This window comes from Cryobacterium sp. N21, from assembly GCF_002929575.1.
GTDB classification, from domain to species: Bacteria; Actinomycetota; Actinomycetes; order Actinomycetales; family Microbacteriaceae; genus Cryobacterium; species Cryobacterium flavum.
The window spans coordinates 166,210-192,950 of the sequence record NZ_PJJQ01000030.1; the positions used below are offsets into that span (position 1 = coordinate 166,210).

Below are 26,741 nucleotides of genomic sequence, written 5' to 3' on the forward strand. Positions count from 1 at the left end.
CCATGGAGCTGTTCGGTCTCAAAGTATTCACGCTCGGGGGTTTCGGCGAGATCACTGCCGGCGACGACCTCGCGGACCTGATCGCTGAAGCCGCGCAGTCCCGCCTCGCCGACGGCGACATTGTGGCGGTGACCAGCAAGATTGTCTCCAAAGCTGAGGGACGCGTCGTTCAGGCCGCCGACCGCGAACAGGCGATCACCGACGAGACCGTGCGCGTCGTAGCATCGCGGGCGCACCCGGGCGGGGTCACCCGCATCGTCGAGAACCGGCAGGGCCTCGTCATGGCGGCGGCCGGCGTCGACACGAGCAATGCACCCGAGGGTGTGGTGCTGCTGTTGCCGGTCGATCCGGACGCGTCGGCGCGGGCGATCTGCTCGGCCCTCCGCGAACGCACCGGGCTGCGCCTCGGCGTGCTGATCACGGACACCGCCGGGCGCCCCTGGCGGGAAGGCCAGACCGACATCGCCATTGGCGCGGCAGGGCTCGCCGTGCTCGACGACCTGCGCGGCACAGCGGATGTCTCGGGTCGTCGCCTCGACGTCACCGTCGCGGCGGTCGCCGACGAGATCGCCGGCGCCGCCGATCTGGTCAAGGGCAAGACCAGCGGCAACCCGGTCGCCGTCGTGCGCGGACTCGGACGACTGGTCGGCGAGCTGGACGCCGCTGGCGCTCGGGCGCTGCAGCGCCCGAGCGCCACCGACATGTTCCGACTCGGCACAGCCGAAGCGCGCGCTGAAGGGTATGCCGAGGGGTTCGCGGCCGGCTTGGCTGCAGCGGCCGGTAAAAGCTAGATCGAGATGGTGAGGGCCTGGATCAGGCCGCTCTCGGCGTCGAGCTCGAAGCGGTAGTTCAGGTCGACGCTGCGGCCCGGAAAGTTGCCCTCGACGCGGTTGACGACGGTCGTCGACGACTCGTCCTTCTCGGTGCGCAGCTGGGTGGTCGTGTACTCGAATTCGGCGGCGCCGCCGGCGAGCCAGGCGGTGATGGCCGTCTCGCCCATGTAGGTCTTGCCGTCATCGATGACGACCGCATTTTCGGTGAAGGTTGCTCCAGCGGAGGCGGGCTTCGCGCTGGCGCTGCGTTCGAGGTAGATCATGATGGCCATCGGCAACGTGCGGGACTGAGTGGTGAGTGACATGGAACCTCCTGGGCCGTTCAAAGCGAACGTAATCGAGTCGACGGATGTTTGCAGTCGACCCTTGAGGCTACCGCGCGCCGGGCGCGCCAGGGATCGCCCTAGCTGGAGCGGGAAGTCGCTGGTAACGTATTCCCTATGGAAGTTTCCCTCGACGCGGTCGGGCGTCTCATGGTTCCCAAGGCCCTGCGCGATGCGCTGGGGCTCCATCCCGGTTCAACCGTGGATATTTCTCAGTACGGCAGCGGGCTGCAGGTTGTACCGGCAGGGCGAACGGCTCGGCTCGTCGACGAAGACGGGGTCCTCGTCGCTACGTCCTCGACGGCCATAGACGATGACACCATGTTCGGCCTGATCGATGCCGGACGTCGTTGAAGGTGCTCGCACTCGATACCAGTGTGGCGGTGCCACTGCTCGTCACGACCCACCCAGCGCACCACGCTGTCGTTGACTGGTGGCAGGGGCGTGAAGTCGCCTTAGCGGGTCACGCTCTGGCGGAAACTTATTCGGTGCTCACGAGATTGCCGAGCGAGGCCCGGCTTGCGCCTGAAACGGCAGCCCGGCTCCTGGCGTCGCGGTTTGCTCTGCCCCTTGTGATGACCGCCGAAACGGCCTTTCGTTTGCCAGCCTTACTCGCGAACTTGGGCATTGCCGGTGGTGCCGTCTACGACGCCGTGGTGGCCCTCGCGGCGCAGGAAAACGATTGTGTTCTCGCCACTCGGGATTCTCGCGCCAAGCCAACATATGACGCCGTTGGCGTTCGGGTTGAAATCGTTGGCCGATAACTGGGTCGTCGTCGTCCCGGTGAAGGGAAGCTCCGAGGCGAAGAGCCGGCTCGGTGTCGGGCCGGGGCGGGCGGCGCTCGCCGACGCTTTCGCGCTTGACACGGTGACGGCGCTGGTGGCAGCATCCGCTGTGGAGCGCGTGTTCGTGGTGACCGCGAGTGCGCGTTTGGGCGCGCTGCTCGGCAGGCTCGGTGCTGTCATCGTGCTGGAGGCGCCGGTCGTTGAAACGGGGCATGCCCGCTTGAACGCCGGGATCGTGCAGGGCATCGCTGCCGCTCGGCTCGCCTATCCCCAAGTAAATCTGGCGGTGATGACCGGGGATCTGCCCGCCCTGCGGCCAGGTGACATCGACGCTGCATTCGCGCTCGCCGCAGCGCAGCCGCGCTCGATGGTGCCCGATGCCGAAGGTGTGGGCACGACGACCCTGCTCGCCCGCGTAGGAGTCATGGTCACGCCGCGGTTCGGTCTCGGCTCCCGCGATGCGCACCAGGGCGACGGACACGTCGTGCTCGACCTGCCGCCGACTTCGTCTCTGCGGCGCGACGTCGACACCGCGGCCGACCTCGAAGCCGCGCGACTGATCGGACTTGGGCCGCACACGAGCGCTCTGTTCTAGTTCGTGATACTGAATCGTCTACTACTTCGAAACCGCACAAGTGGCACCACGACGCTGAGGCCGTGAATTGCGAGCGACGGTTTACGTATTGACGGGCGGGAGAGGCGCCAAGAGCGGCAATCATGGATTGATCGATCAACTTTGCTGGCAAGACTATTTCTGAGTTTCTCTCACTTTTGTGTTCGATTTGCGGTAAAATGGGTGTCAAGGAGGCAATGGCGCCCATGTTCATGGAAAACCCGAGTGAGTCCAGTTCGAACCCCGTCGTTGTGGCGGTGGAGCAGGCTCGGGAGATTCTGTTGGCGGCGTTGGGCGGGGTGTCGTTCGGGTTGCTGGGCGATGAAGAATCACTGACCCTGCTGCTGGCGGTGGAGAGCGTGGGCCGGGTCGTCGACGGGGCCCGGGTACTCTCCACGACCGACGTGCTGCGCCGTTCCCAGTACTTTGATGCTGCCGCAGCGAAAGCCGCCGCCCAGGCTGCTGTTGATCAGAGTGCCGCCGCCGCGCAGAATGCCGCCCGGGAGAAGGCTGGTTCGGGCAAGGCTGCTGCGGAATCCGTGATCCCGGAGGGTGCTGCGGCTGATGCGGCTTCTCCGAGCGTGGCGCGTGCGGCGGCGTCTCTGGCTGCGCCGACGCTGGCCCGGCGGCTCGGCTGTCGCAGCGGCGTCGAGCTGGTCTGCACCCTCGCCCGCCTCTCTCGCTCCGAAGTACGTCAGCGGGCCGTGCTCGGTGAGAAGGCTGGGCAGCGGATGCTGCTCGGCCGCCCGCTGGCCCCCACCTACCCGGTGCTCGACGGCCTGCGCTCCGAGGTGCTGGCCTCCGACCTCGACCGGGTCGAACGCTCCCTGGTGGCCAGCGGCTCCGGTGCGATCACTCCCGAAACTGAAGGCCTGCCCGGTGCTGGCATCGCGTTTGCGCCGGAGTTGCTGCGGCAGCAGGGCATCCAGTGGAAAGCTCGCCTCGCCCCCGACGGCACCGCGCCCGGCGAGGCCCCGACCGAGCGGCGCAGCTGGCTCACCTTCGGCACCCTCAATAACGGCGGCTACAGCCTCAACGGCTGGTTCACCACCTTCGACCGCGCCATCATCGGCAACGTCTGTGCCGGTCAACTGAGTGACGCGCACCTGTTCGCCGCCGCGGCCAACCCGGTTCCCGGCGCCGACGGCGCCGGGAACCGGGCGTACGACAGGATCAGTCCGCACCTCCTCAGTCCGTGCCCGCAGCAACCCGACGACATCCGCTCCCGTAGTGAGAAGCAGGCCGGCATCCTCCGCGCCGTGTTTGAAGCCGCAGCCCGACACCCGGGCACCCCGACGATGGGCGGCGCCGCCCCGACCGTGCTCGTGCACATCAACATCACCGACCTCCTCGCCGGCCGCGGTGCCGGCTGGATCGACGGCATCGACGGCCCCCTCACCCCCCACCAAGTCGACGAACTCATCTGCGCCGGCGGCTACCAACCCATCCTGTTCGGCCACACCGGCACAATCCTGCACCTCGGCACCAGCAACCGGTTCTTCACCGCCAGTCACCGCCGAGCGTTGGCCGCCCGCGATGGCGGCTGCGTCATCCCCGGCTGCACCGTGCCACCCCATCTCACCCAGGTTCACCACGTCGTCCCCTGGCGCCAGGGCGGCCTCACCGATATCGATAACGCCGTGCTGATCTGCAACGCCGCCCACTCAAGCATCGACACCTCAGGCTGGGACATCGACATGCGAGACGGACGCCCCTGGATCCGCGGACCCCTCATCTTCGACCCCACCCACACCTGGCGCCCCGCCGGCCAAAACCGCGCCGCCACCGCTGTTGAGAAGCCCACCTGGGAAAAGTAACGTCTAGCTCGCGACACCGGTCAAATCAATCAATCAATCAAGCTAGATCAATCAATCAATCAATCAATCAAGCCAGATCAGGTCAGCCGAATCAGGTCAGCCAGATCAACGCAGCCAGATCAACGCAGCCAGTTGAGCGAAGCCAGACCAATGCAGATTCGCGAGATTTCTTGTCAGACAAGAGCCAGCACGGCCGCGGCCATCGCGGTTGTCGCGGGCAGGTCGGTCATCCACAACGGCGCAGCAGCAGAGTGGATGCCAGCATGCAAGAGAGCGGGCAGCGCCGCGGCATCCGTTTCGTCGATCAGCCAGGCGTCCAGCACTCCGCCGTTCGTGCGCGCGCCGTAGTGCAGACCGACGGCGAGAGCATTGGTCTCGACGCCGATGGTGTGCAGGCAGGCATCGGCCATGCCGCGCACCGCCGCGCCGCCGATGATCGGGGATACCCCGACGACGCGCGCGCGGGTGGCACGCAGGGCTTGGCGCACGCCTGGCACGGCCAGGATCGTGCCGACCGACACGACCGGGTTCGACGGTGGTAGCACCACGAGGTCGGCTTCGGTGATGGCCGCGAGCACACCGGGTGCGGCGACCGAGTCGGCCAGTCCGCGCTGCTCGAACCCGGTGATCGCCACTCGAGCCCGATACCGAACCCACCATTCTTCAAAGTGAATATAGTCGCCCGCCGTGTGATCATCAATATTCTCGGTGAGGCATACGTGGGTTTCGACCGGCTGGTCGCTCATGGGAAGCAAGCGCACCCCGGGCTGCCAGCGGCGGCACAGAAATTCGGTGGCCTGCGACAGGGTTGAGCCGTTTCTCAGCAGGTCGGTGCGCACGATGTGCGTCGCCAGGTCGAGGTCGCCGAGGGTGAACCACGACCAGCCGCGGCCGTAGGCGGCGATCTCCGCCGACGCGCGCCGGGATTCGTCGGGGCGCCCCCAGCCCTGCTCCTCGTTGATGCCGCCGCCGAGTGTGTACATGACGGTGTCGAGATCGGGGCAGATTCGCAGCCCGTCGAGCCACATGTCATCGCCGGTGTTCACGATCACCGTCACGGCCGCGTCCGGGGCGACAACGGCGAGGTGCGCGAGCAGCCCGCGAGTGAAGCGGGCACCGCCGACGCCGCCGGCCAAAACCGTGACTCGCTTCACGCCGACACCGCCGCCGAATAGACGATGACCGGATGCCCGCCGCGCGGATGCTCCAGAATGAAGCAGTCCACGCCGTAGACGGCGCCGATGATCTCCGGGGTGAGCACCTCGGCGGGCGTGCCGGAGGCCACCAGCAGGCCGCCGTCGAGCAACAGAATGTGGTCGCAATACGCCGCCGCGAGATTGAGATCATGCAGGGCCATGATGGACGTCACCCCGAGCTCCCGTACCTGGCCGAGCAGCGAAAGCTGGGCGCTCACGTCGAGATGGTTGGTCGGTTCGTCGAGCAGCAACAGGCGCGGTTGCTGCGCCATGGCCCGCGCGATCTGCACGCGCTGCTGCTGCCCGCCGCTCAGGGTGTGCCAGGACCGGTCGGCGAGCGCTAGGGCACCTACCGCCTCGAGGGCATCGAGAGCGACGGCGCGATCCTCGTCGCCGCTGAAGGAGCCCATGAGCCTGGTGCGGTGCGGAATGCGCCCGAGCAGCACGACTTCGAGCACGGTCAGCTCCACGCTCGGTGCAGCATTCTGTTCCAGCAGGGCGATGCGTCGGGCCGCGTCGCGCCGGTTCAGTGACCCGACCGAGACGCCGTCGAGGGCGGCGGTGCCGGCATCCGCTTTGTCGATGCCGGCAATGAGCCGTAGCAGGGTGGACTTGCCGGCGCCGTTCGGGCCGAGCAGGCCGGTGACGCTGCCGGTGGGCAGCGACGCTGAGACGTTCCGCAGAATTCTGGTGCCGTCGATCGAGAACGACAGCTGGTCGAGGTCTACGCCCACAGGTGCGACTTCTTTCTCTTGATCAGCAGAATGAACACCGGCACGCCGATGAACGCCGTGATGATCCCCACGGGAAGCTCGCGCGGGTCGAACACTGTGCGGGCGAGCGTGTCGGCAATGACCAGGAACAGCCCGCCGCAGACGGCCACGAGCGGCAGCAGTCGGCGGTGTCCCGGCCCGCTGACGCCGCGCACGAGGTGCGGCAGGATAAGCCCCACGAACCCGATCGAGCCGCTGACGGCCACCATGGCACCGGTCAGCAAGGCCACCGATCCGAGCAGCGCCCAGCGGGTGCGGTTCACGTTGATGCCGAGGCTCGCCGCCGAGGTGTCACCGAACGCGAACGCGTCGAGCCGAGTCGCCGACAAGAGGATGCCGGTGCCCACGACCAAAACGGCCGTTCCGGCGATCGCGACACTCTCCCAGGTGGCGCCGGCCACGGAGCCGAGCAGCCAGTTGAGAATCTCCCGGTAGGAGTCGCCCTTGGCGGCCCAGAAGATGATGAACGAGGTCAGCGCGCCGGCGAGCTGGGCGATGGCCAGCCCGGCGAGCACGGCCCGCACCGGGGTGATCGTGCCACCGACCCGGGCGATGCTGAGCGTGGCGACAAGAGCGAGCAGCGCGCCGAGAAAGGCTGCGGCCGGCAAGGCGAATCCGATGCCGAGAATGACCACGCACACCGCTCCGACGGATGCCCCGCTCGACAACCCGAGCAGGTACGGGTCGGCGAGGGGGTTGCGCGTCACGCTCTGCATCACCGCGCCGCTGAGGGCGAGGCCGGCGCCGACCAGCGCGGCCGTGAGCACCCGGGGGAGCCGCAGCTGCCAGACGATCGAGTCGACCAACACTGGTACCGGCGGGGCCGCGAGCCCGAGGTGGGCGCCGATGCTGCCCGCCACCTGCGCGAGGCTGACGGCTGCCGGCCCAATGGTCACCGCGACCGCGCACACGAGAATGAGCGCGATAGAGGCCGCAACGAACCACCCGAGGTACGCACTCCGGGTCACGCGAGCCCCCGCCAGGTTCGCGACAGCGGGTGAATTGTTGCCTCAACCCTGCTGAAGCAACACTTCACCCGCTTTCGCGTCACGGGGGAGGAGATCACTCGTTCAGGTCGGCTAACTGGGTGATCGTCGACGACGCCGCTTCTACGTTGCGGATCCCGGCCTCGGTGGAGGCGAACGGCAAAATGATGTAGCGCTGGTTCTTCACCGCATCGAGGACCTGGGTGGCCGGGTCCGATTCGAGGTGGGCGATCTTCGAGGCGGCGGTGTTCCAGGTGGCGTCGACGAGCACGATGACGCTCGGGTTGGCCTCGATGATCGATTCCCAGCCCACCGAGGTCCAGGTGTCGCGCACATCGGCAAAGATATTGGTGAGCCCGGCGGCGTCCATGATCATTTCGGGTGAGCCGATGCCGGCGCCCACGTAGGGGGTGGTGGTGCCGCTGGAGTACCAGAGGGCCGTGGTGGTTCCGGCGGTCGACGGCGTCAGTCCGGCGAGGTCGTCGTTCAGGGTGCTGACCAGCTTGGCGGCGGCGGACTCGACGCCAAAGATTGCGCCGGCTTCCTCGATCTCGGTGAACACCGAGTCGAAGGTGAGCGGGTTCGGCATGAAGTCGCCCTTGCACGCTGCCGGTGAGACGTACGTGCCGACGCCGAGCGCCGTCAGGGCGTCGCGTTCGCCCACACCGTCGGTGCTGAAGTTGGATTCCCAGCCGCCGTAGATGAAGTCGGGGTTCAGGCCGAGTACCACCTCCTGGCCGGGCAGAAAGTCGCTGACCACGTTGAGGTCGGCGCCCGCGGTGGCGAGTTCCGAGGGCAGCGGACCGTCGAGAAAGGCCGACCCGACGATCCGGTCGCCGAGGCCGAGTGCGAGCAACAGCTCGGTCGCCGACGACTTGATCGACACGATCCGCTCGGGTGCCTTCGTGACGGTGAGGTTCGTGCCGCAATTTTCCACGGTGACCGGGTAGCTCGCACTGGCAGCGGGGGACTCGGCCGGGGTGGCGGCCGGTGTTGCGGCGGCGGCGCATCCGCTGAGCAGCAGAGCGGCGCTGGTGGCCACGCCGATGAACAGAAAACGAGAATGACGCATGCAGAACCTCATTATTTTGGGCACGGGAGACTGGATTGTCCAGAGACCTGCTGCCCAAATCGAGGCAAGCTCAACCAATAAAACCTAATTGGTGGTCACGAATACCGTAGCAGGGACCGGCCAGTGCGAATATTGGGTACGACAAGAGGGAGAGCGCATGTTGAAGCTGGGATTGAAAGCGTCGGCGGAGCAGTTCGCACCGCGAGAGCTAGTGGAACTCGGCGTCATGGCCGAAGAGCACGGGCTCGACAGCGTCACCGTGAGCGACCACTTTCAGCCGTGGCGCCACGAAGGCGGCCATGCGCCCTACGCGATGGCGTGGATGGCCGCGCTCGGCGAACGCACCAAGCGGGTGCAGATCGGCACGTCGGTGATGACCCCCACGTTCCGCTACAACCCGGCCGTGCTGGCGCAGGCCTTTGGAACCATGGGCTGCCTGTACCCCGGGCGAATCATGCTCGGTGTGGGAACGGGCGAGGCCCTCAACGAGATCGCCACGGGCTACAAGGGCGAGTGGCCCGAGTTCAAGGAACGTTTTGCGCGCCTGCGCGAGGCCGTCGACCTCATGCGGCAGCTTTGGACCGGCGAGCGCATCGACTTCACGGGTGAGTACTATTCCACCGTCGGCGCCACCCTCTACGACACTCCGGATGCCCCGGTGCCGGTGTATATCGCGGCCGGCGGCCCCGTCGTGGCCCGCTATGCCGGCCGTGCCGGCGACGGTTTCATTTGCACCTCGGGTAAGGGTATGGAGCTCTACACCGAGAAACTCCTTCCCGCCGTCGCCGAGGGGCTGGACAAGGTCGGTCGCGCTCAGGACGACATCGACCGCATGATCGAGATCAAGATCTCCTACGACACCGACGCGCAGGCCGCGCTGGAGAACACCCGGTTCTGGGCCCCGCTGTCGCTCACGCCCGAGCAGAAGCAGTCCATTCACGACCCGCTCGAGATGGAGGCCGCCGCCGATGCGCTCCCGATCGAGCAGGTCGCCAAGCGCTGGATCGTCGCCTCCGACCCCGACGAAGCCGTCGCTCTGATCAAGCCCTACCTCGACGCAGGCCTCAACCACCTGGTCTTCCACGCGCCCGGCCACGACCAGAAGCGTTTTCTCGACCTGTTCGAGCGTGACCTGGCCCCGCGGCTGCGCCAGCTGGGCTGAGGCCTAAGCGAACGAATCCGGCTACGACCAGCGCGCACCGATGGGGTGCACGGCCGAATCAAGCGGATGCGCCGCCGCAGCCAGCGCCTCGGCCACCGGTCGGATATCGTCGGGCAGGGCGCCGGCGGTCACGCGAATGAATGCGGGGCCGCCAGTGTTGGACAGATCCGGGGCGGCCAGAAACGGCGAACCGCCAGCCACGCGAATGCCGGAGGCGGCGAGCCGCACCATGGCATCCCGCTCGTTCTGCACGGGCAGCCAGGTGTTGATGCCGTCGGCCTGCACCACGTCAAGCCCGAACTCGGCTAGGGCATCAGCGAGGGCACGCTGGCGGGCGAAGTAGATGCGGCGGGCCTCGCTGACCTGGGCCATGCTCTCGCCGTTGGTGAGCAGGTCGTGCAAAATGGTCTGCAGCATGCGGCTGGTCCAGCCGGGGCCGAGCATGCGCCGCGATACGATCGGGTCGATCAGCGCGGCCGGGCCGCCGAGCGCGGCCATGCGCAGGTCGGGGCCGTGCGATTTGGAGAAGCTGCGCACGTGCAGGGTGCGTTCCGGCAGCCAGTGGCCGAGACTCACGTCGGGGGCGATGCTGATCTCGGCGGAGTGGTCGTCTTCGATCACGATGGTGTCGGCGCTCGCCGGCGTAGCGCGCAGCAGACGGGCCAGCTCCTCGGCCCGATGCGCCGTCATCGAGGCGCCGGTGGGGTTCTGCGCCCGCGGCTGCAGCAGCACCACGGTCGGGCCGAGCTTCAGCGCCGCGGCGAAGTCGGCCGGAACAATGCCGTGCTCGTCGACCGCTACCGGGAGTCGCTCGAGGCCGAGCTGGTCGAGCAGGTCGAAGAACGGCGGAAACGACGGGTTCTCCACGATGACCCGGTCGCCGAACCGGGTGACCGCGTCGAGGCAGCGCGAGATGGCGTCGAGGGCACCGTCGACGATGGTGATCGTCTCGACCGGGTACGGCCACGACCCGCGCAGCACCTCGAGCAACTCCGGAAGGATGGGCAGGTCCTGATAGCTCGGCGTCACCGCGCGCTGCGATACCCGGGAGAGGGCCGGCCCGAGCGCTGGCAACAACCGCGGGTCGGGCGTGCCGCGGGAGAGATCGAGGCGGGCCGGGCCGATCGGGCCGACCATTGACTGGCTGCGCGCCGGCAGCCACTTGGGCGCGGCATCCTGAACGAAGGTGCCGCCCCGACCACGCGACACGATCAGGCCGACGGCTGAGAGGGCCTGCCAGGCATGACTGACCGTGGCGGGACTCACGCCGAGCTCGCCGGCGAGCACTCGAACGGTCGGCAGACGGTCGCCCGGCGCGAGTCGCCCGGAGGCAATCAGTCGGCCGATGGCCGCGGCGATGCCTGCGGGCGTGCGTTGTTCGATTTCGTCGATAAAGTTCTGCATTGCTCTTGCCCCTGGCTGCGTCGGACGACAGGATGATTAATGCGTGCGATACACAGAGAAACACATTTGAAATGTTTACGTCAAATAATAACAATACGAACAGCGCGGTTCGTATCGGCCCTTGACTAACGAAAGCAAGTGGAAGGCACAGCATGAACACGGGTACGACCGGCACCAGCACCGACAAAAGAAACATTGTTCGAACCGCCATCACCCAGGCCACCTGGACCGGCGACGAAGAATCCATGATCGCGAAGCACGAAGGCTTCGTGCGCACCGCGGCCGCCCAGGGCGTGCAGGTGATCTGCTTTCAGGAACTCTTCCACGGGCCGTATTTCGGTATCGTGCAGGACGCCAAGTATTACGACTACGCACAGGCCGTGCCCGGCCCCATCGTCGAGCGCTTTCAGAAGCTCGCGAGCGAGTACAAGATGGTCATCGTCGTGCCGATGTATGAAGAAGAACAGCCCGGCGTGCTCTACAACACCGCCGCGGTCATCGACGCCGACGGAACCTACCTCGGCAAATACCGCAAGCACCACATCCCGCACCTGCCGCAGTTCTGGGAGAAGTTCTACTTTCGCCCCGGCAACACCGACTACCCAGTGTTCGACACGGCGTACGGCAAGATCGGCGTCTACATTTGCTACGACCGCCACTTCCCGGAGGGCTGGCGTGCACTTGGCCTGAACGGCGCCGAGATCGTGTTCAACCCCTCGGCCACCAAGCCCGGCCTCTCCAACCGCCTGTGGGAGCTCGAGCAGCCGGCCGCCGCCGTCGCCAACCAGTATTACGTCGGCGCCAACAACCGCATCGGCAATGAAGAGGCCGAGTTCGGCGACGAAGCCGTGACCTTCTACGGCAGCTCGTACTTCGTTGATCCCAAGGGCAACTACGTCGGCGAGGTCGCCTCGACCGATACCGAGGAGATCCTCGTGCGAGACCTCGACCTCGGCGTCATCCGCGAGGTGCGCAACTCCTGGCAGTTCTACCGGGACCGTCGCCCCGACTCCTACGAGCCCCTCGTCGCCCCCTAGTAACTAGGCCACAAGCGGATGCTGCCGGCCGGCCTGCAAAACGCAGCCGGCAGCATCCGCTACCCCTGACACTTTCAGCGAAGAGGATGCCATGAAGACTTTGATCAAGAACGGCACCGTGGTCAACGCCACGGGTCGAGGCCTCGCCGACGTGCTCATCGATGGCGAGAAAATCGTCGCCGTGCTCGCACCCGGCTCCACCCTGCTCGGTTTCGATGTGGCGAGCAACGTCGACCGCGTCATCGACGCCGGCGGCAAGTACGTCATCCCGGGCGGCATCGACGCCCACACCCACATGGAAATGCCGTTCGGCGGTACCCAGGCCAGCGACACCTTCGAAACCGGAACCCGCGCGGCCGCCTGGGGTGGCACCACGAGCATCGTTGACTTCGTCGTGCAGTACGCCGGCGAAGACGTGCTCGAGCGCTATGCCGCTTGGCAGCAGAAAGCCGCCGGCCAGTGCGCCATCGACTACGGCTTCCACCAGATCCTCAGTGACGTGCAAGACAGCTCCCTCACCGCGATGGACACGCTCGTCGACGAAGGCGTCTCGAGCTTCAAACTGTTCATGGCCTACAAGGGGGTCTTTCTCAGCGACGACGGCCAGATCGTCAAGGCCATGCAGCGTGCCGCCACGAACGGCAGCATGATCATGATGCACGCCGAGAACGGCAGCGTCATCGACCTGCTCGTGCAGCAGACCGTCACCGCCGGCAACACCGGCCCGCTCTACCACGGTCTCACCCGGCCCTGGCAGGCCGAAGAAGAAGCCACCCACCGAGCCATCATGCTCGCCAACCTCACCGGCGCTCCGCTCTACGTCGTGCACGTGTCGGCGAAGCAGGCCGTGGACCAGATTGCGCAGGCCCGAGACAACGGCCAGAACGTGTTCGGCGAGACCTGCCCGCAGTACCTCTACCTCTCGCTCGAGGACAACCTCGGCGCCGAGAGCGACGAGTGGGGCACCTTCGAAGGAGCCAAATGGGTCTGTTCGACGCCGCTGCGCGCCAAGGCTGAAGGCCACCAGCACCACATGTGGCAAAGCCTGCGCACCAACGACATTCAGATGGTCTCCACCGATCACTGCCCGTTCTGCATGAAGGGCCAGAAAGACATGGGCTTGACCGACTTCTCCAAGATCCCCAACGGCATCGGCTCGGTCGAACACCGCATGGACCTGCTCTACCAGGGCGTCGTCGACGGCAAGATCTCGCTCGAACGCTGGGTCGAAGTCTGCTCCACCACCCCGGCACGCATGTTCGGCATGTACGGCCAGAAGGGCGTGATTGCTCCCGGAGCCGACGGCGACGTGGTGATCTACGACCCGAACGGGCACACGTCTATCGGAGTGGGAAAGTCACACCACATGAACATGGACTACTCCGCCTGGGAAGGCTACGAGATCGACGGCCACGTCGATACCGTCATCTCCCGAGGCAAGGTCGTCGTCGACGATTTCGCCTATCTCGGCGCCAAGGGTGACGGTCGCTACATCAAGCGCGGCCTGAGCCAGTACTTGATTTAGGCCAAGAACCGGATAACAGGGACAGGACATGGATTTCGGAGCAGTACTTCAAACCAACCCGCCGTCGGCGCGCACCGTGCAACTGGCCAAACTGGCCGAGGCGCACGGTTTCAGCCACGTCTGGACCTTCGACTCGCACCTGCTCTGGCAGGAACCGTATGTGATTTATAGCCGCATCCTGGCCGAGACCAGCAAGATCATCGTCGGCCCCATGGTCACCAACCCGGCCACGCGGGACTGGACAGTCACGGCATCCACGTACGCGACCCTCAATGAGATGTACGGCAACCGCACCATCTGCGGCATCGGCCGCGGCGACTCGGCGGTGCGCACCACCAACGGTGCGCCCACCACGCTGAAGACCCTGCGCGAATCGATCCACGTCATTCGCGAGCTCGCCAACTCCCGCCCGGTGGAATACAACGGTGCCACGGTGCAGTTTCCGTGGAGCCGCGGGTCGAGCCTCGACGTCTGGGTCGCCGCCTACGGTCCCCTCGCGCTCAAGCTCGCCGGCGAGGTGGGCGACGGCGTCATCCTGCAGATGGCCGACCTCGACGTGGCCAAGTGGATGATCGAAAGCGTGCGCACCGCAGCGTCCAACGCCGGGCGCGACCCGCTGGAGATCAAATTCTGTGTCGCCGCCCCCGCCTATGTCGGTTCGAACAGGGAGCACATGCGCGACCAGTGCCGCTGGTTCGGCGGCATGGTCGGCAACCACGTGGCCGACATCGTGACCAAGTATGGTGCCGATTCCGCCGTGCCGAAGGCGCTCACCGACTACATCAAAGACCGTGAGGGCTACGACTACAACCAGCACGGCAAGGCCGGCAACGAGCACGCCGCGTTCGTGCCCGACGAGATCGTCGACCGGTTCTGCCTGCTCGGTACGGCGAAGGACCACATCGAGAAGCTCGAGGCCCTCAAGGAGCTCGGGGTCGACCAGTTCGCCGGTTACCTGCAGCACGACAACAAGGAAGAAACGATGCGCGTCTACGGCGAGACCGTGATTCCGGCTCTGACCGACGCCATCACGGCTAAGAAGTAATAAGAAATAAGCGGATGACCACCCAGACCGAGCAGAGCGCACCGCTTAATCGCGGCGCGCTTGGCGTACCCAAACCGCGCGTGTCCCGCCGCCGGAGCGCCGTCGTGCACCCGCGGCTGCGCGGCGGTCTGTTCGGCCTGGCCGGTCTCGTGCTGCTCGCCCTGATCTGGGAGCTCTACAAAACGCTCGGACCCGCCGACGGAGTGGTTCTTGGCGGCATCACGGTGTTGCCGCGCACGACCGACCTCGCCATGCCGCACCTCGCGGTCATGGCCGAGCGCTTGTTCGACCCGGTGACGGGCGCGGCATCCGCTCTGCCGTTGTGGCAGGCGGTGCTGCAGGGCTCGCTGTTCACCCTCGGCATCGCCGCGGTCGGCTGGCTGGTCGGCGTGACCGTTGGGCTCGCCCTCGCCCTGCTGATGCAGCGCTTTCGCCTGGCCGAGTCGGCGATTCTGCCGTGGATCATTCTGAGCCAGACCGTGCCGCTCATCGCGATCGCCCCGCTGGTGCGGCGCTGGGGCGCGCAGATCCAGTTCGGCGAATTCACCTGGGAAAGCTGGATGTCGGTGGCCCTGATCGCCTCCTACCTCGCGTTCTTCCCGGTGTCGATCGGCGCCCTACGCGGCCTCGCCTCGCCCGACGCCAACTACGTCGACCTCATGCACTGCTATGCGGTCGGCTGGTGGAAGACGCTGTGGCGGCTGCGCCTGCCGGCCAGCGTCGGCTACCTGCTGCCGGCCCTGCGCCTGGCCGCGGTCAGCGCGGTCGTCGGCAGCGTCGTCGCCGAGGTATCGATCGGGCTGCGCGGCGGCATCGGCCGGCTCATCGTTGAGTACGCCGGCGCGGCCGGCAACGACCCGGGCAAGCCCTGGGCACCCATCTTCGGATCGATCCTGGTCGGCCTCGTCGCCGCCGGCTTTGTGGGCCTGATCGGGCTGTTCCTTCGTCGTTTTCGCAGGGGAGAAGTAGCATGACCGACACACTGAATGTGCCCGGAGGCGATGTGCCCGCAGTCGATGTGCCCGCAGTGAATGTGCACGGCGTCAGCCGCATCTTCGCCGCCGGCAAGGGTCCAGGCGTCACCGCCCTCGACGACGTGAGCCTTGACGTCGCGCCCGGCGAATTCGTCAGCCTGATCGGGCCAAGCGGATGCGGCAAGAGCACGCTGCTGAGACTCATCGCCGACCTCGACGTGCCCACGAGCGGCAGCGTCGAGGTATTCGGCAAACCGGCCCGGCAGGCCCGCATCGACCAGGACTACGGCATCGCTTTTCAGCAGGCCGGCCTGCTGCCCTGGCGCACGGTCGCCGGCAATATCGAGCTGCCGCTCGAGCTGCACGGGGTCGGTAAGGCGGCGAGGCGGGGGCGTGCCGCCGAACTGATCGCGCTGGTCGGGCTCTCCGACTTCGCGGCGCACTATCCCGACCAGCTCTCCGGCGGTATGCAGCAGCGCGTGGCGATTGCCCGCGCGCTCGCCGAAAGCCCGAGCCTGCTGCTCATGGACGAACCGTTCGGCGCCCTCGACGAGATGACCCGTGAGCGCATGCAGAACGAACTCGTGCGCATTTGCGCCGAAACTCAGGCCGCCGTGGTCTTCGTCACCCACTCCATTCCCGAAGCGGTGTTTCTCTCCAACCGGGTGGTGGTGCTGGAGCCACGGCCCGGACGCATCCGTTCTATTGTGGGCGTTGGGCTTGGCGATATGAGTGGCCGCGGCGAAGACCTGCGCGAAGACGAGGGTTTCTTTCGTTCCCTCAGCGAGGTGCGCGATCTGCTGCACGGCGACCCCGATTCATCGGGCACGGGGTTGCCGACGGGAGTCGTGCCGAAGACCGGAGCTCGCGGGGTCGAGACGCGATGAGAACCGCCCAGCCCGGACTGCTGCAGACCGTACTCGCCCCGATCGTGTTCGGGGTGGCCGTTATTCTGCTGTGGCAGGGCCTGGTCACCGGGCTGGCGATCAAGGCGTTCATCCTGCCGGCACCGTTTGCGATCGGCGCCGAATTCGCCGGCAATCTGAACAATGTCGCCGGCGGAATGACGGTCACCGGCCGTAACTCCCTGATCGGCCTGGTCATCGGCGCCGTGCTCGGCATTGCGCTGGCGATCGTGGCGGCGCTCGCCCGCCTGCTCGATGAGATGGCCGCACCGATCGTCGCAGCCCTCTCGGTGGTGCCGATCGTGGCTCTCGCGCCGGTGCTCTACACGATGTTCGGCGCCGGCGCCGAGACCGCTCGGCAGCTGGTCGCGGCGCTCGCCGTGTTCGTGCCGGTCTACTTCAACACCCTCAAGGGCCTGCGCCAGGTGCGCCCGGTGCACCGTGACCTGATGCGTGCCTACGCCGTCACCAGCTGGCAGGCCACTCGGGCGGTCACCCTGCCCACCGCGCTGCCGTTCGTCTTCACCGGGCTGCGCATCGCATCGTCGCTCGCCGTGATCAGCGCCCTGATCGCCGAGTACTTCGGCGGACCGGTCGGCGGCCTCGGCAAGTCCATCACCTCGGCCGCGTCGAGCAGCAACTACGGGCTGGCCTGGGCCTACGTGCTCGGCTCGATCATTCTCGGACTCGCTTTCTATTGTGCAGCTCTCATCGTGGAGAAGCTTGTCACCCGCCGTTCCGGCGGCTAGACCACCCACCCCGCCACACACAGCACCAGTAACCAAGGAGGCACCATGAAACACCGCATCACATGGGTTGGCGCAATCACGGCCGTCGGCGCGCTCGTTCTCTCCGGCTGCAGCACGGCGAGCACTGCTCCCTCAACGGATGCCGCCGGCGATCTCACCCCGATCACCCTGCAGCTGCAGTGGTTCGCGCAGGCCCAGTTCGCCGGTTACTACGCCGCGCTCGACCAGGGCTACTACGAAGATGAGGGCCTCGACGTCACCATCGACGAAGGCGGCGCCGACATCGTGCCGCAGGACGTACTCGCCGCCGGCGACGCCGACTACGCCATCTCCTGGGTGCCGAAGGTGCTCGGCTCGATCGAGCAGGGCACCAACATCACCGACGTCGCCCAGATCTTCGAGCGCAGCGCCACCACCCAGATCTCGCTCAAGGACAAGGACATCACGACCGCGGCCGACCTCGCGGGCAAGAACGTCGGAAGCTGGGGTTACGGCAACGAGTGGGAACTTTTTGCCGGCATGCAGAAAGCCGGCGTTGAGCTCGGCGACATCAACCTCATTCAGCAGGCCTTCGACATGACCGGATTCCTCGCCGGCGATATCGATGCCGCCCAGGCCATGACGTACAACGAGTACGCCCAGGTTCTGGAAACCATCAACCCCGACACCGGCGAGCTGTTCCAGCCCGATGAACTCAACGTCATCGACTGGAACGACGAGGGCACCGCGATGCTCCAGGACTCCATCTGGGCCAACGCCGACAAACTCGAAAGTGACGCCGACTATGCCGACAACACGGTGAAGTTCATCAAGGCGTCGATCAAGGGCTGGATCTACGCGGCCAACAACCCGTCCGAAGCGGCCGGTATCGTCACCGCGGCCGGTTCGACCCTCGGCGAGAGCCACCAGCTGTGGATGACCAACGAGGTCAGCAAACTCATCTTCCCGTCGAGCAACGGCGTGGGAATGATCGACGAAGCGGCCTGGGCCAACACGGTCGACATCGCCATGAATACCAAGAATGAGACTGGGGCGACCATCATCACCACCGACCCGCCCGCCACCGCGTACTCCAACGAGTACGTGACCAAGGCACTCGATGAGCTGAAGGCTGACGGCGTCGATGTCATGGGCACCGACTGGAAGCCCACCGAGGTCACCCTCAACGAGGGCGGCAACTAGCTCACCTGCCGGGCGGCCCGCGAGGGCCGCCCGGCCCACAATTTTTCCGATTCACCAAACCACCCGTTCATACCAACACCACAGAAAGCCAGCGATATACGTGACTGACACCAGCACACAAACTCTCAACGCGCACACCAGCGAACTCGACCGGGCGCACGTGTTCCATTCCTGGTCGGCACAAGCGGCATTGAGACCGCTCGTCATCGCCGGCGGGTTGGGCTGCCGCGTCTGGGATCATGACGGACGTTCGTATCTTGACTTCTCGAGTCAGTTGGTGAACGTGAATATCGGCCATCAGCATCCGGCCGTGGTGCAAGCCATCACCGAGCAGGCCGCGCTGTTGACGACCATTGCGCCGTCCACCGCCAACCTGGCCCGCGGCGAGGCGGCCAAGCGCATCACCGACCGTGCCCCGGCCGGTTTCAACAAGGTCTTCTTCACCAACGGTGGAGCGGATGCGAATGAAAACGCCATGCGCATGGCCCGCGTGCACACCGGTCGCGACAAGGTGCTCTCCCTCTATAAGTCGTACCACGGCAACACCGGAGCTGCCGTGGTCGCCACCGGCGACTGGCGTCGCATTCCCAACGAATTCGCGCGCGGACACGTGCACTTCTTCGGTCCGTTCCTCTACCGCAGCGAATTCTGGGCCTCCAGCGAGGCCGAGGAGTGCGCCCGCGCGCTGCACCATCTCGAACGCGTCATCCAGGGCGAGGGTGTGGCCTCGGTCGCGGCCATTCTGCTCGAGTCGATTCCGGGAACCGCCGGAATCATGATGCCGCCGGCCGGCTACCTGCCCGGAGTGCGCGCACTGTGCGACAAATACGGCATCGTGCTGATTCTCGACGAGGTCATGTGCGGCTTCGGCCGAACCGGCCACTGGTTCGCCTTCCAGGCCTACGACGTCGTGCCCGACCTGATCACCTTCGCCAAGGGCGTCAACTCCGGCTATGTGCCCACCGGCGGCGTGATCATCTCCGATGCCATCGCTGCAACTTTTGACGAGACCGTCTTTCCCGGCGGGCTCACCTACAGCGGGCATCCGCTCGCTATGGCGTCGATCGTCGGCGCCCTCGACGCGATGGAGGCCGAGGGCATCGTCGAGAACGCGGCCCGCATCGGGCGCGACGTGCTCGAGCCGGGCCTCAAGGCCCTGCAGGCCAAGCACCCGATCATCGGCGAGGTACGCGGTGTCGGCGTGTTCTGGGCGCTCGAACTCGTCGCCGACCCGGCCACCCGCGAACCGGTGAGCGCCGCCGTCATGGCCCGGGTGAAGGCCGAACTGCTCGGCCGCGGCCTGCTGCCGTTCCTGATGGAGAACCGCATCCATGTCGTGCCGCCCTGTGTCGTCACCGACGCTGAGGTGGCCGAAGCGCTCGCCATCTACGACGAGGTGCTCAGCCTCGACCTTCTCGCCTAACCGTTCCAACCATTAAGGATTTTCACAATGACTGACACCCCGACCATTCAGCACTACATCAACGGCGAAGCCGCCGCCGGTACCTCGACCCGCACCGCGCCCGTTTACAACCCGGCCACCGGCACAGTCGCCAAGAACGTGCTGCTGGCGAGCACCGCCGACCTCGACGCAGCCGTCGCCGTCGCTCAGGCCGCCTACCCGGCCTGGCGTGACACGAGCCAGGCTCGCCGCCAGACCATCATGTACAACTTTCGCGAGCTGCTGAACGCGCGCAAGGGAGACCTGGCCGACATCCTCACCGCCGAACACGGCAAGGTCACCTCCGACGCGCTCGGCGAGATTATTCGTGGCCTCGAGGTCGTCGAATTCGCCCTCGGGATGCCGCACCTGACCAAGGGCGAGTACTCCGAGAACGTCTCGACCGGCGTTGACGTCTACTCGATTCGTCAGTCGCTCGGCGTGGTCGGCATCATCAGCCCGTTCAACTTTCCGGCGATGGTGCCGCTCTGGTACTTCCCCATCGCGATCGCGGCCGGCAACACCGTCGTACTCAAGCCGAGCGAGAAAGACCCTTCGGCGTCGAACTGGCTCGCCGAGCTCTTCACCGAGGCCGGCCTGCCCAATGGTGTGCTCAACGTCGTGCACGGCGACAAGGAGGCTGTCGACGCCCTGCTGGCGAACCCCACCGTGCAGGCGATTTCCTTCGTCGGTTCCACCCCGATCGCCCGCTACATCTACGAGACCGCGGCCAGAAACGGCAAGCGCGTGCAGTCCCTCGGCGGCGCGAAAAACCACATGCTGGTGTTGCCCGATGCCGATCTCGACCTGAGCGCGGATGCCGCCGTCAACGCCGGGTTCGGCTCCGCCGGTGAGCGCTGCATGGCCATCAGCGTCATCGTCGCCGTTGAGCCCGTGGCCGACGAACTCATCATGAAGATCGCCGAGCGGGTCAAGGGCCTCACGGTCGGTGACGGCACGCGCGGCTGCGACATGGGACCGCTGATCACGAAGGTGCACCGCGACAAGGTGGCTGGCTACATCGACATCGCCCAGGCAGACGGCGCCGACATCGTCATCGACGGCCGCGGCGTCAAGGTTGACGGTGACCCCAACGGCTTCTGGCTCGGCCCGACTCTGTTCGACAAGGTCAGCGTCGACTCCGCCGTCTACCTCGACGAGATCTTCGGCCCGGTGCTGTCGATCGTGCGCGTGGCCAGCTACCAGGAGGGTCTCGACCTCATCAACGCGAGCCAGTACGGCAACGGCACCGCGATCTTCACGAATGACGGCGGAGCTGCTCGCCGTTTTCAGAACGAGGTGCAGGTGGGCATGGTTGGCATCAACGTGCCAATTCCGGTGCCGGTCGCGTACCACTCCTTCGGCGGCTGGAAGAACTCGCTGTTCGGTGACGCCAAGGCCTACGGCCCCGCCGGAGTGAACTTCTACACCCGGGAGAAGGCGGTCACGAGTCGCTGGCTCGACCCGAGCCACGGAGGAATCAACCTGGGCTTCCCCCAAAACGCCTAGTCACACCCCGCGAGAGCGCAAAAAGTGCCCGATTGGCCCATCCAATCGGGCACTTTTTGCGCTCTCAACGAGCTGTTGCGGTGCTGTGGGATTGCTCAACCTTGGCGGCCTCGGATTGCAGGGCCTGGATGACGGTGCGCACGGCTAAGCGCTCGGCTCGGTCGGGGCGCATCAGAGCCACGATCTGCCGCTGCGATTCGATGCCGCGCAGCGGTTTGAGCACGAGTCGACCGGGCTGCCCGCCACCCGAGGTATACCGCGGCACGAGCGCAATGCCGAGCCCTGCAATCACGAACGATTCGATCAGCGCAAGGTCGGCGAACCGCTGCGACATCGACAGGCGGGCGCCGGCCTCCTGCTCGATCGCGTGCAGAATGCGTTCGAACGGGTAGCCGTCGGTCACGCCGATCCAGGTCTCGCCGATCAGGTCGCGTGGGCCAACCCAGGCGCGATCGGAGAGCGGATGCCCCACCGGCAGTCCCACATCCAGCGGCTCGGTCATGAGTGGAACAACCGTGAGGCCACGCCCGGCCCAGGAGAGCTGGCCGCTCATGGAGTGCGCGAGCACAATGTCGTACTCGGCAGTGAAGGCGGGAAAGTCGCTCAGCTCCGGGTCTTCATCGGCGCAGTTGAGCAGGAGGTCCGGCCCCAGAATCTTGATGACGCCGGGCAGCAGCATCTGGCCGGCCGTGGGAAAGGTGACCAGGCTCACTTCACCCGAGGCGTGGTTGCGGAATTCGTCCCAGAGCGCGGTGGCCTTCGCGAGCGACACCGCCACATCCGCTGCGCTGCGGGCGAGGGCGCGGCCAGCTGAGGTGAGCACGAGTCCGCGACCCTGACGCTGGGTGAGCGGCAACCCGGCTTCGCGTTCGAGCACCTTGAGTTGCTGGGAGACGGCCGACGGAGTGCGGTGAGTGGCCAGGGCGACCGCCGTAACGCTGCCGCGGTCGGCGAGTTCCCGGAGCAGTTCGAGTCGTTGCACGTCCATGTAGACAACCTACACAATGCATGCAGAATAATACGATTGTGCTGCACGGTCAGGAGTGGTCAAATGAGAGGGTCACACACGAGCAATGTCGCCTCCGTGCCGGGCCACGCCACCTCCTTCGAAAGGCATCTCGTGTTCATTCTTATCGCCATCCTGCTCGTTGCCGTTGTTTCCATCGCAGCCCTCGTCGTCGAGGTTCACCGCGACGGCTACCGTCAGACCGAGCGTCGCAACCTGGTTCGCATCTTCTAGGCTCCGCCCCCGAGATTCACGGGAGCGGCCTGCGAAAAGAGCCGCTTGCCGGCTTGTTTTGCGGCTTTTGCTTGTGTTTTCTGGGTGTCGGCGGGGGCGGGGGTCACCCGCTCCCCGCTCAGACATTGAGGCGTTCCGGAGGCCTCCGCGTGTTTCGACAAGCTCAACAATCGGCGTGCGCGGGACGCCGCCACACATCAAAACTCGCAACCCCGCGGAAAATACCCTGCCCCCGCCTCGTGTTCTGGACACGGAGGGGGCTGTCGGGCATGCCCTAAACTGGCGATTGTGACTGATACGCGGCAGAAACTCATCGACTTCATCTCGGCCGAGGCCGTTTTTCACGGAGACTTCGTTCTCACCAGCGGCAAGAAGGCCACGTACTACGTGGACCTGCGCCGGGTGAGCCTTGACCATCGGGTTGCCCCCCTAATCGGGCAGGTCATGCTCGATCTCATCAAGGACGTGCCCGATGTCGTCGCCGTCGGCGGCCTGACCATGGGCGCCGACCCGATCGCCGCCGCCGTCATGCACCAGGGCGCGGCCCGCGGCGCGACCTACGACGCCTTCGTCGTGCGCAAGGAACCCAAGGACCACGGTCGCGGCCGCCAGGTGGAGGGGCCAGACCTCGCCGGCAAGCGCGTGATCGTGCTCGAAGACACCTCGACCACCGGCGGGTCGCCCCTGGCCGCCATTGAAGCCCTGCTCAAGGTCGGCGCCGAGATCGCCGGCGTCGCCGTCGTGGTCGACCGCAACACTGGTGCTCGCGAAGTGATCGAGGCCGCCGGCTACCCCTATTACGCCGCGATTTCCCTTGAGGACCTGGGGCTCAACTAGTGGCATCAGACGACGAGCGGGGAATCGACTGGCTCGCGTCGCAGCTCGACCCGGAAACCACCGGTGCCGGGGCTGACTCGCCGGACGACTCAGCTGCCAAAGCTACAGGCGATGCTAAAACGGATGCCGCCAAACCGGATACCGCCGCACCCACGAGCCGCTTTGGTCGCCGCGCGCGCCGAGCCAAGCCGGTCGTCGACGAGCCCGAGGTCGCCGAGCCCGTTGAGCCGCCCGTTCCGGCAGTTCCGGCCGGGCCGGCTCCCTGGTGGACCACCCCGCTGCCGCAACCGGTCGAAGCAGAAGCCGCCGCCGCCGGCGCCGCTGATTTCGCGGATGACGCGGTACCGGCCATTCCTTCCGGGCACGAAGTCGTTTCGCCGACCCAAAGTGAGTCGGAGCTGGACCCGCAGCCGGCTCCAGGGGCCGAGCCCAGCGCGGCCGATGTCGTGGCGGCCGCAGCCGATCCCGCCCCAGCCATTCCAACGGCCGAAGTTCCGGCCGCAGTCATCCCGGCCGTCGTTGTGCCGGCCGTGAGCGAACCGATTATGAGCAAATCGGCAGCCGTCGAACCCGTCACGGACGGTCCGGTGACGGCCGCCCCAGTAAGGGCAGAGGTTGTTGCTGCTGAGCCCGTCGCGGCCGACCACGAAACGGCCACGGTCGCCTCTGTCGAACAGCTCGCGCCGGCGTCACCGGCCGTTGTCGCGCCTGAGCCTCTCGAGGCGCAGGCCACGGCCGCAACCGAGTTGCTGCCGGTATCTGCAACGGATACTCATGCGCCCGACGCGGGCGCGGGCATCCGCTTGGCCGACGCCAAAGCCAAAGCCGAGGCCGAAGCCGACCAGCCAACGCACACTGAGGGGCCGAGTCGACACCGGTCCCGGCGAGTCCTTGCCGGGGGAACGCAGGCCACCCTAGTCTGGACCGCCGTCGGGCTGCTTGCCCTCATCGTGCTGGTTGGGCTGTTTTATCTCGGCCAGCGTCTGGTCGCGAGTCCGGTAGCGGCTCCGGCACCGACCCAATCCGCGACGCCGACGCCCACGCCGACCCCTACGCCCACCCGGACCCCGGAGATCACCGCGGTGCAGGCCGCCGGTGCGCACGAGTGGAACAATCTGTTCGGTGGCGAGTGCCTCGAACCGTATGTCTCGCCGTGGGAGGAAGAGTTCACGGTGGTCGATTGCGCCGTCGCACACACCGCCCAGCTGGTCCATCGCGGCAGCTTCGGCGGCGACACGACCACCGTGTTTCCGGGCGAGGCCGCGCTCGCCGCCCAGATCAACCTGCTCTGCACGGCACCCGGCATCCTCGACCTGAACGCCGCCGGCGCCTACCCGAACCTGCAAATGCAGGGCAGCTACCCGATCACCGACGAACAGTGGACCACCGGCCCGCGCAACTACTACTGCTTCGTAAGCCGAGCCTCGGCCGAACCGCTGGCCGCGACCATCATGGGCACCGGCCCGGCCTGACCCGCGCGGCCGGCTGCAGGCGCGAGCGGATGCGGCCGGCAGGCCAGCCGCCGCCTGCAGCTTCTTTCAGCCTGAAGCAGGGCTAAAGCGCGGTGTAGCCACCGTCGATGACGATGGTCTGCGCGGTGATATACGCGGACGCATCCGAAGCGAGGAACGTCGTGAGTCCGTGCAGATCTTCGGGCTCACCCATGCGACCGAGCGGGATCGTGCTGGTCCATTGGGTGGCCAGGTCAGGATTCTCCGTGGTGAACTGCCGGGTCATATCCGACAGAAAGTAACCGGGAGCTATCGCGTTCACACGAATTCCGGACTGCGCCCATTCCACGGCTAGAGACTTGGCGAGGTGGCTCACCGCTGCCTTGGACGCGCTGTAGGACGCCTGAAACTGGGGGACATTGACGATGAGGCCCGACATCGATGCGATGAAGATAACTGATCCCGGTGCACCAGATGCGAGAAGTCGCCGCGCAAAGGACTGGCTGGCGAAGAAGGTCCCGTTCAGGTTCACCTCGATCACCTTGTTCCAGGCCGCCGGCGTCACGTCGACGCTATCGCCCCACAGCGTCATCCCCGCGGCGGTCACGAGCAGGTTAGCCGTTCCCAACTTCGACTCCAGTGCGGAGAATGCTGCATCCAGCGCCGCGGCATCGGTCACGTCGACCCGAACACTCGCGGTGGCCACACCATAGTCGCGGGCCAGAGTCGCTGCAGATTCGGCGACACCGTCGAGCAGGTCGATCAGGCCAACGGAGACACCCTGGGCTGCGAGAGCGGTCGCGAGTGAATAGCCGAGCCCGCGGGCTCCTCCGGTGATGACGGCGACTTTGCCGGTCAGGTCTGCATGCATGCGGTTACTCCAGGTCTGGTTGTGAGTTGAGGTCGGACGGAACGCGCCGATAACGCGCTCTAAACCGGCTGGCTCAACAGCCGTTGGGCCAAACCGGTATCGGTGACGAGCGAGGTGATGAGTCCGCTGTCGATTGCGCTGCGCACCGCCGCGGCTTTGAGAGTGCCGCCAGCCAGGCCGATTACGTCGGGAATGGCGCGCAGCTGAGCCGAGCTGACGGCCACCGACCGGTCGACGACGGTGTCGATCTCCTGGCCGTGCGGATCGAGCAGGGTGGCTGCTACCTCGGCCAACACGTTTCGGCTCAGCAAATCGTCGAGCACACCGATATTTCGGGCGTTGTCGTAGAGCTGGGAATCCGGTGGATTCCAGCTTCCGATGGCGACGACGGCCTTGGTGACGCCGTCGAAGCGGCGGAAGGTCTCATGAATAACCGGGTCGCTGCGCAGCGCTATAGCTGTCGCACGATCTTTCACCAGCAGGGGTGCAAAAATCGGGTAGGCGTTACCGCCGGATGCCTGGGCGATGCGACGCACGATGTCGATACCGTTCTCGCGTACCGGTCCGGCAACACCGGCGAGTTGCACAACCTCGCAGTGCGCGATCTCGCCAATGTGATGGGCCATGTGGCTGAGCGTACGACCGGCGGTGACGCCCAGCACGTCGCCGTCGACGACGATCTCGCTCAGAAGTTGGGCGCCGACTCGCCCCAGGGCTTCCTGCACTACCTCGGGGCGCGGGCTGGGGGTCATGACGGCGATGGCCCGCTTCAGACCAAAACGTTTCTGGAGGGCAATGGAGATGTCCAGATCGACGACGCCGGGCATTCCGATATCGATCGTGACGATCCCCAGCTCAATCGCCTGTTCCAGGAGCCGGGCAACCTTGAACCGGGAGATTCCGAGCTCTTCAGCGATCTCGATTCTCGACCGGTTGCCGATGAAGTGACGTGTCGCCACGTCGGCCATTTGTTCTTCATCATTCCGTTTCAACGCAACTCTCTTCCATTGA

The 26,741-nt window shown here is 66.2% G+C and carries 27 protein-coding genes; 18 read left to right on the top strand and 9 right to left on the bottom strand.

Going from position 1 to position 26,741, the window contains the following annotated elements; all coding sequences use genetic code 11:
- Nucleotides 1-2: 2 nt before the first annotated feature.
- The gene (locus CXY77_RS06760) at nt 3-791 is read left to right on the top strand and encodes a coenzyme F420-0:L-glutamate ligase (protein ID WP_104129890.1); all 789 of its coding nucleotides are present in this window, start codon (nt 3-5) and stop codon (nt 789-791) included.
- Here CXY77_RS06760 and CXY77_RS06765 read toward each other — a convergent pair.
- A complete protein-coding gene (locus tag CXY77_RS06765; RefSeq protein ID WP_092338171.1) occupies nt 788-1,138 on the bottom strand; it encodes a hypothetical protein in 351 nt (116 codons plus the stop codon). The two genes, CXY77_RS06760 and CXY77_RS06765, sit on opposite strands and share 4 nt — an antisense overlap.
- 135 nt (nt 1,139-1,273) lie before the next feature.
- Here CXY77_RS06765 and CXY77_RS06770 point away from each other — a divergent pair, with 135 nt between their 5' ends.
- The 4 genes from CXY77_RS06770 (at nt 1,274) to CXY77_RS06785 (ending at nt 4,371) form a co-directional block, all read left to right on the top strand.
- A complete protein-coding gene (locus tag CXY77_RS06770) occupies nt 1,274-1,510 on the top strand; it encodes an AbrB/MazE/SpoVT family DNA-binding domain-containing protein (RefSeq protein ID WP_092338169.1) in 237 nt (78 codons plus the stop codon).
- A gap of 23 nt (nt 1,511-1,533) precedes the next feature.
- Nucleotides 1,534-1,920, top strand: a complete 387-nt coding sequence (locus tag CXY77_RS06775; protein ID WP_255409994.1) for a PIN domain-containing protein — start codon at nt 1,534-1,536, stop codon at nt 1,918-1,920.
- Nucleotides 1,910-2,536 carry a 2-phospho-L-lactate guanylyltransferase gene (cofC, locus tag CXY77_RS06780; RefSeq protein WP_233197279.1) on the top strand — a complete coding sequence of 209 codons (627 nt, stop codon included), beginning with the start codon at nt 1,910-1,912 and terminating at the stop codon, nt 2,534-2,536. The genes CXY77_RS06775 and cofC overlap by 11 nt, the downstream gene beginning before the upstream one ends.
- Before the next feature lie 215 nt (nt 2,537-2,751).
- Nucleotides 2,752-4,371: an HNH endonuclease signature motif containing protein gene (locus tag CXY77_RS06785; RefSeq protein WP_158252791.1), complete on the top strand. Its 1,620-nt coding sequence runs from the start codon at nt 2,752-2,754 to the stop codon at nt 4,369-4,371.
- A 173-nt stretch (nt 4,372-4,544) separates the two neighbouring features.
- Here CXY77_RS06785 and cofD read toward each other — a convergent pair whose 3' ends face one another.
- The 4 genes from cofD to CXY77_RS06805 form a co-directional block, all read right to left on the bottom strand.
- Nucleotides 4,545-5,525, bottom strand: coding sequence for a 2-phospho-L-lactate transferase (cofD, locus tag CXY77_RS06790; RefSeq protein ID WP_104090075.1), 981 nt, complete (start codon nt 5,523-5,525; stop codon nt 4,545-4,547).
- A complete protein-coding gene (locus CXY77_RS06795) occupies nt 5,522-6,301 on the bottom strand; it encodes an ABC transporter ATP-binding protein (RefSeq protein WP_104090077.1) in 780 nt (259 codons plus the stop codon). The genes cofD and CXY77_RS06795 overlap by 4 nt, the downstream gene beginning before the upstream one ends.
- Complete coding sequence (locus tag CXY77_RS06800) at nt 6,292-7,308, bottom strand: putative F420-0 ABC transporter permease subunit (RefSeq protein ID WP_233197280.1); 1,017 nt, start codon at nt 7,306-7,308, stop codon at nt 6,292-6,294. The genes CXY77_RS06795 and CXY77_RS06800 overlap by 10 nt, the downstream gene beginning before the upstream one ends.
- Before the next feature lie 94 nt (nt 7,309-7,402).
- The gene (locus CXY77_RS06805) at nt 7,403-8,398 is read right to left on the bottom strand and encodes a putative F420-0 ABC transporter substrate-binding protein (protein ID WP_233197281.1); all 996 of its coding nucleotides are present in this window, start codon (nt 8,396-8,398) and stop codon (nt 7,403-7,405) included.
- 157 nt (nt 8,399-8,555) lie between these two features.
- Here CXY77_RS06805 and fgd point away from each other — a divergent pair, with 157 nt between their 5' ends.
- On the top strand, nt 8,556-9,560 hold the full coding sequence (fgd, locus tag CXY77_RS06810; protein ID WP_104090078.1) for a glucose-6-phosphate dehydrogenase (coenzyme-F420): 1,005 nt from the start codon (nt 8,556-8,558) through the stop codon (nt 9,558-9,560).
- Between the two features lie 21 nt (nt 9,561-9,581).
- Here fgd and CXY77_RS06815 read toward each other — a convergent pair whose 3' ends face one another.
- The gene (locus CXY77_RS06815) at nt 9,582-10,964 is read right to left on the bottom strand and encodes a PLP-dependent aminotransferase family protein (protein WP_104090079.1); all 1,383 of its coding nucleotides are present in this window, start codon (nt 10,962-10,964) and stop codon (nt 9,582-9,584) included.
- A 152-nt stretch (nt 10,965-11,116) separates the two neighbouring features.
- Here CXY77_RS06815 and CXY77_RS06820 point away from each other — a divergent pair, with 152 nt between their 5' ends.
- The 9 genes from CXY77_RS06820 to CXY77_RS06860 all read left to right on the top strand — a co-directional run bounded on the left by CXY77_RS06820 (nt 11,117) and on the right by CXY77_RS06860 (nt 21,331).
- A complete protein-coding gene (locus CXY77_RS06820; protein ID WP_092338149.1) occupies nt 11,117-12,001 on the top strand; it encodes a nitrilase-related carbon-nitrogen hydrolase in 885 nt (294 codons plus the stop codon).
- 91 nt (nt 12,002-12,092) lie between these two features.
- Nucleotides 12,093-13,526 carry a dihydropyrimidinase gene (gene hydA, locus CXY77_RS06825; RefSeq protein ID WP_104129861.1) on the top strand — a complete coding sequence of 478 codons (1,434 nt, stop codon included), beginning with the start codon at nt 12,093-12,095 and terminating at the stop codon, nt 13,524-13,526.
- A gap of 28 nt (nt 13,527-13,554) precedes the next feature.
- Nucleotides 13,555-14,571 (top strand): TIGR03842 family LLM class F420-dependent oxidoreductase, encoded by a 1,017-nt coding sequence (locus CXY77_RS06830; RefSeq protein WP_104129862.1) that lies wholly within the window; start codon nt 13,555-13,557, stop codon nt 14,569-14,571.
- A gap of 14 nt (nt 14,572-14,585) precedes the next feature.
- On the top strand, nt 14,586-15,545 hold the full coding sequence (locus CXY77_RS06835; RefSeq protein WP_104090084.1) for an ABC transporter permease: 960 nt from the start codon (nt 14,586-14,588) through the stop codon (nt 15,543-15,545).
- Entirely contained in the window at nt 15,542-16,432 is an 891-nt protein-coding gene (locus tag CXY77_RS06840; RefSeq protein ID WP_104090085.1) for an ABC transporter ATP-binding protein, read from the top strand. Before CXY77_RS06835 ends, CXY77_RS06840 begins: the two co-directional genes overlap by 4 nt.
- A complete protein-coding gene (locus CXY77_RS06845) occupies nt 16,429-17,199 on the top strand; it encodes an ABC transporter permease (RefSeq protein WP_092338139.1) in 771 nt (256 codons plus the stop codon). Before CXY77_RS06840 ends, CXY77_RS06845 begins: the two co-directional genes overlap by 4 nt.
- 45 nt (nt 17,200-17,244) lie before the next feature.
- Nucleotides 17,245-18,381 (top strand): ABC transporter substrate-binding protein, encoded by a 1,137-nt coding sequence (locus CXY77_RS06850; protein WP_104129863.1) that lies wholly within the window; start codon nt 17,245-17,247, stop codon nt 18,379-18,381.
- 100 nt (nt 18,382-18,481) lie between these two features.
- Nucleotides 18,482-19,804 carry an aspartate aminotransferase family protein gene (locus tag CXY77_RS06855; RefSeq protein WP_233197282.1) on the top strand — a complete coding sequence of 441 codons (1,323 nt, stop codon included), beginning with the start codon at nt 18,482-18,484 and terminating at the stop codon, nt 19,802-19,804.
- 27 nt (nt 19,805-19,831) lie between these two features.
- Nucleotides 19,832-21,331, top strand: coding sequence for a CoA-acylating methylmalonate-semialdehyde dehydrogenase (locus CXY77_RS06860; RefSeq protein WP_104090091.1), 1,500 nt, complete (start codon nt 19,832-19,834; stop codon nt 21,329-21,331).
- 64 nt (nt 21,332-21,395) lie between these two features.
- On the opposite strand, the gene CXY77_RS06865 is transcribed toward CXY77_RS06860, so the two are convergent.
- The gene (locus tag CXY77_RS06865; protein ID WP_104090092.1) at nt 21,396-22,319 is read right to left on the bottom strand and encodes a LysR family transcriptional regulator; all 924 of its coding nucleotides are present in this window, start codon (nt 22,317-22,319) and stop codon (nt 21,396-21,398) included.
- 63 nt (nt 22,320-22,382) lie between these two features.
- Between CXY77_RS06865 and CXY77_RS19905 the strand changes: the two genes are divergently transcribed.
- The 3 genes from CXY77_RS19905 (at nt 22,383) to CXY77_RS06875 (ending at nt 24,880) form a co-directional block, all read left to right on the top strand.
- Entirely contained in the window at nt 22,383-22,571 is a 189-nt protein-coding gene (locus CXY77_RS19905; protein WP_134505220.1) for a hypothetical protein, read from the top strand.
- 288 nt (nt 22,572-22,859) lie between these two features.
- Nucleotides 22,860-23,408 carry an orotate phosphoribosyltransferase gene (pyrE, locus tag CXY77_RS06870; RefSeq protein WP_104090094.1) on the top strand — a complete coding sequence of 183 codons (549 nt, stop codon included), beginning with the start codon at nt 22,860-22,862 and terminating at the stop codon, nt 23,406-23,408.
- Nucleotides 23,408-24,880 (top strand): hypothetical protein, encoded by a 1,473-nt coding sequence (locus CXY77_RS06875; protein WP_104129864.1) that lies wholly within the window; start codon nt 23,408-23,410, stop codon nt 24,878-24,880. Before pyrE ends, CXY77_RS06875 begins: the two co-directional genes overlap by 1 nt.
- A gap of 82 nt (nt 24,881-24,962) precedes the next feature.
- Here CXY77_RS06875 and CXY77_RS06880 read toward each other — a convergent pair whose 3' ends face one another.
- Together CXY77_RS06880 and CXY77_RS06885 are read right to left on the bottom strand one after the other, a co-directional pair.
- A complete protein-coding gene (locus CXY77_RS06880) occupies nt 24,963-25,730 on the bottom strand; it encodes an SDR family oxidoreductase (protein ID WP_104090097.1) in 768 nt (255 codons plus the stop codon).
- Nucleotides 25,731-25,789: 59 nt separating this feature from the next.
- On the bottom strand, nt 25,790-26,722 hold the full coding sequence (locus CXY77_RS06885) for a sugar-binding transcriptional regulator (protein WP_140425489.1): 933 nt from the start codon (nt 26,720-26,722) through the stop codon (nt 25,790-25,792).
- Between the last annotated feature and the right edge of the window lie 19 nt (nt 26,723-26,741).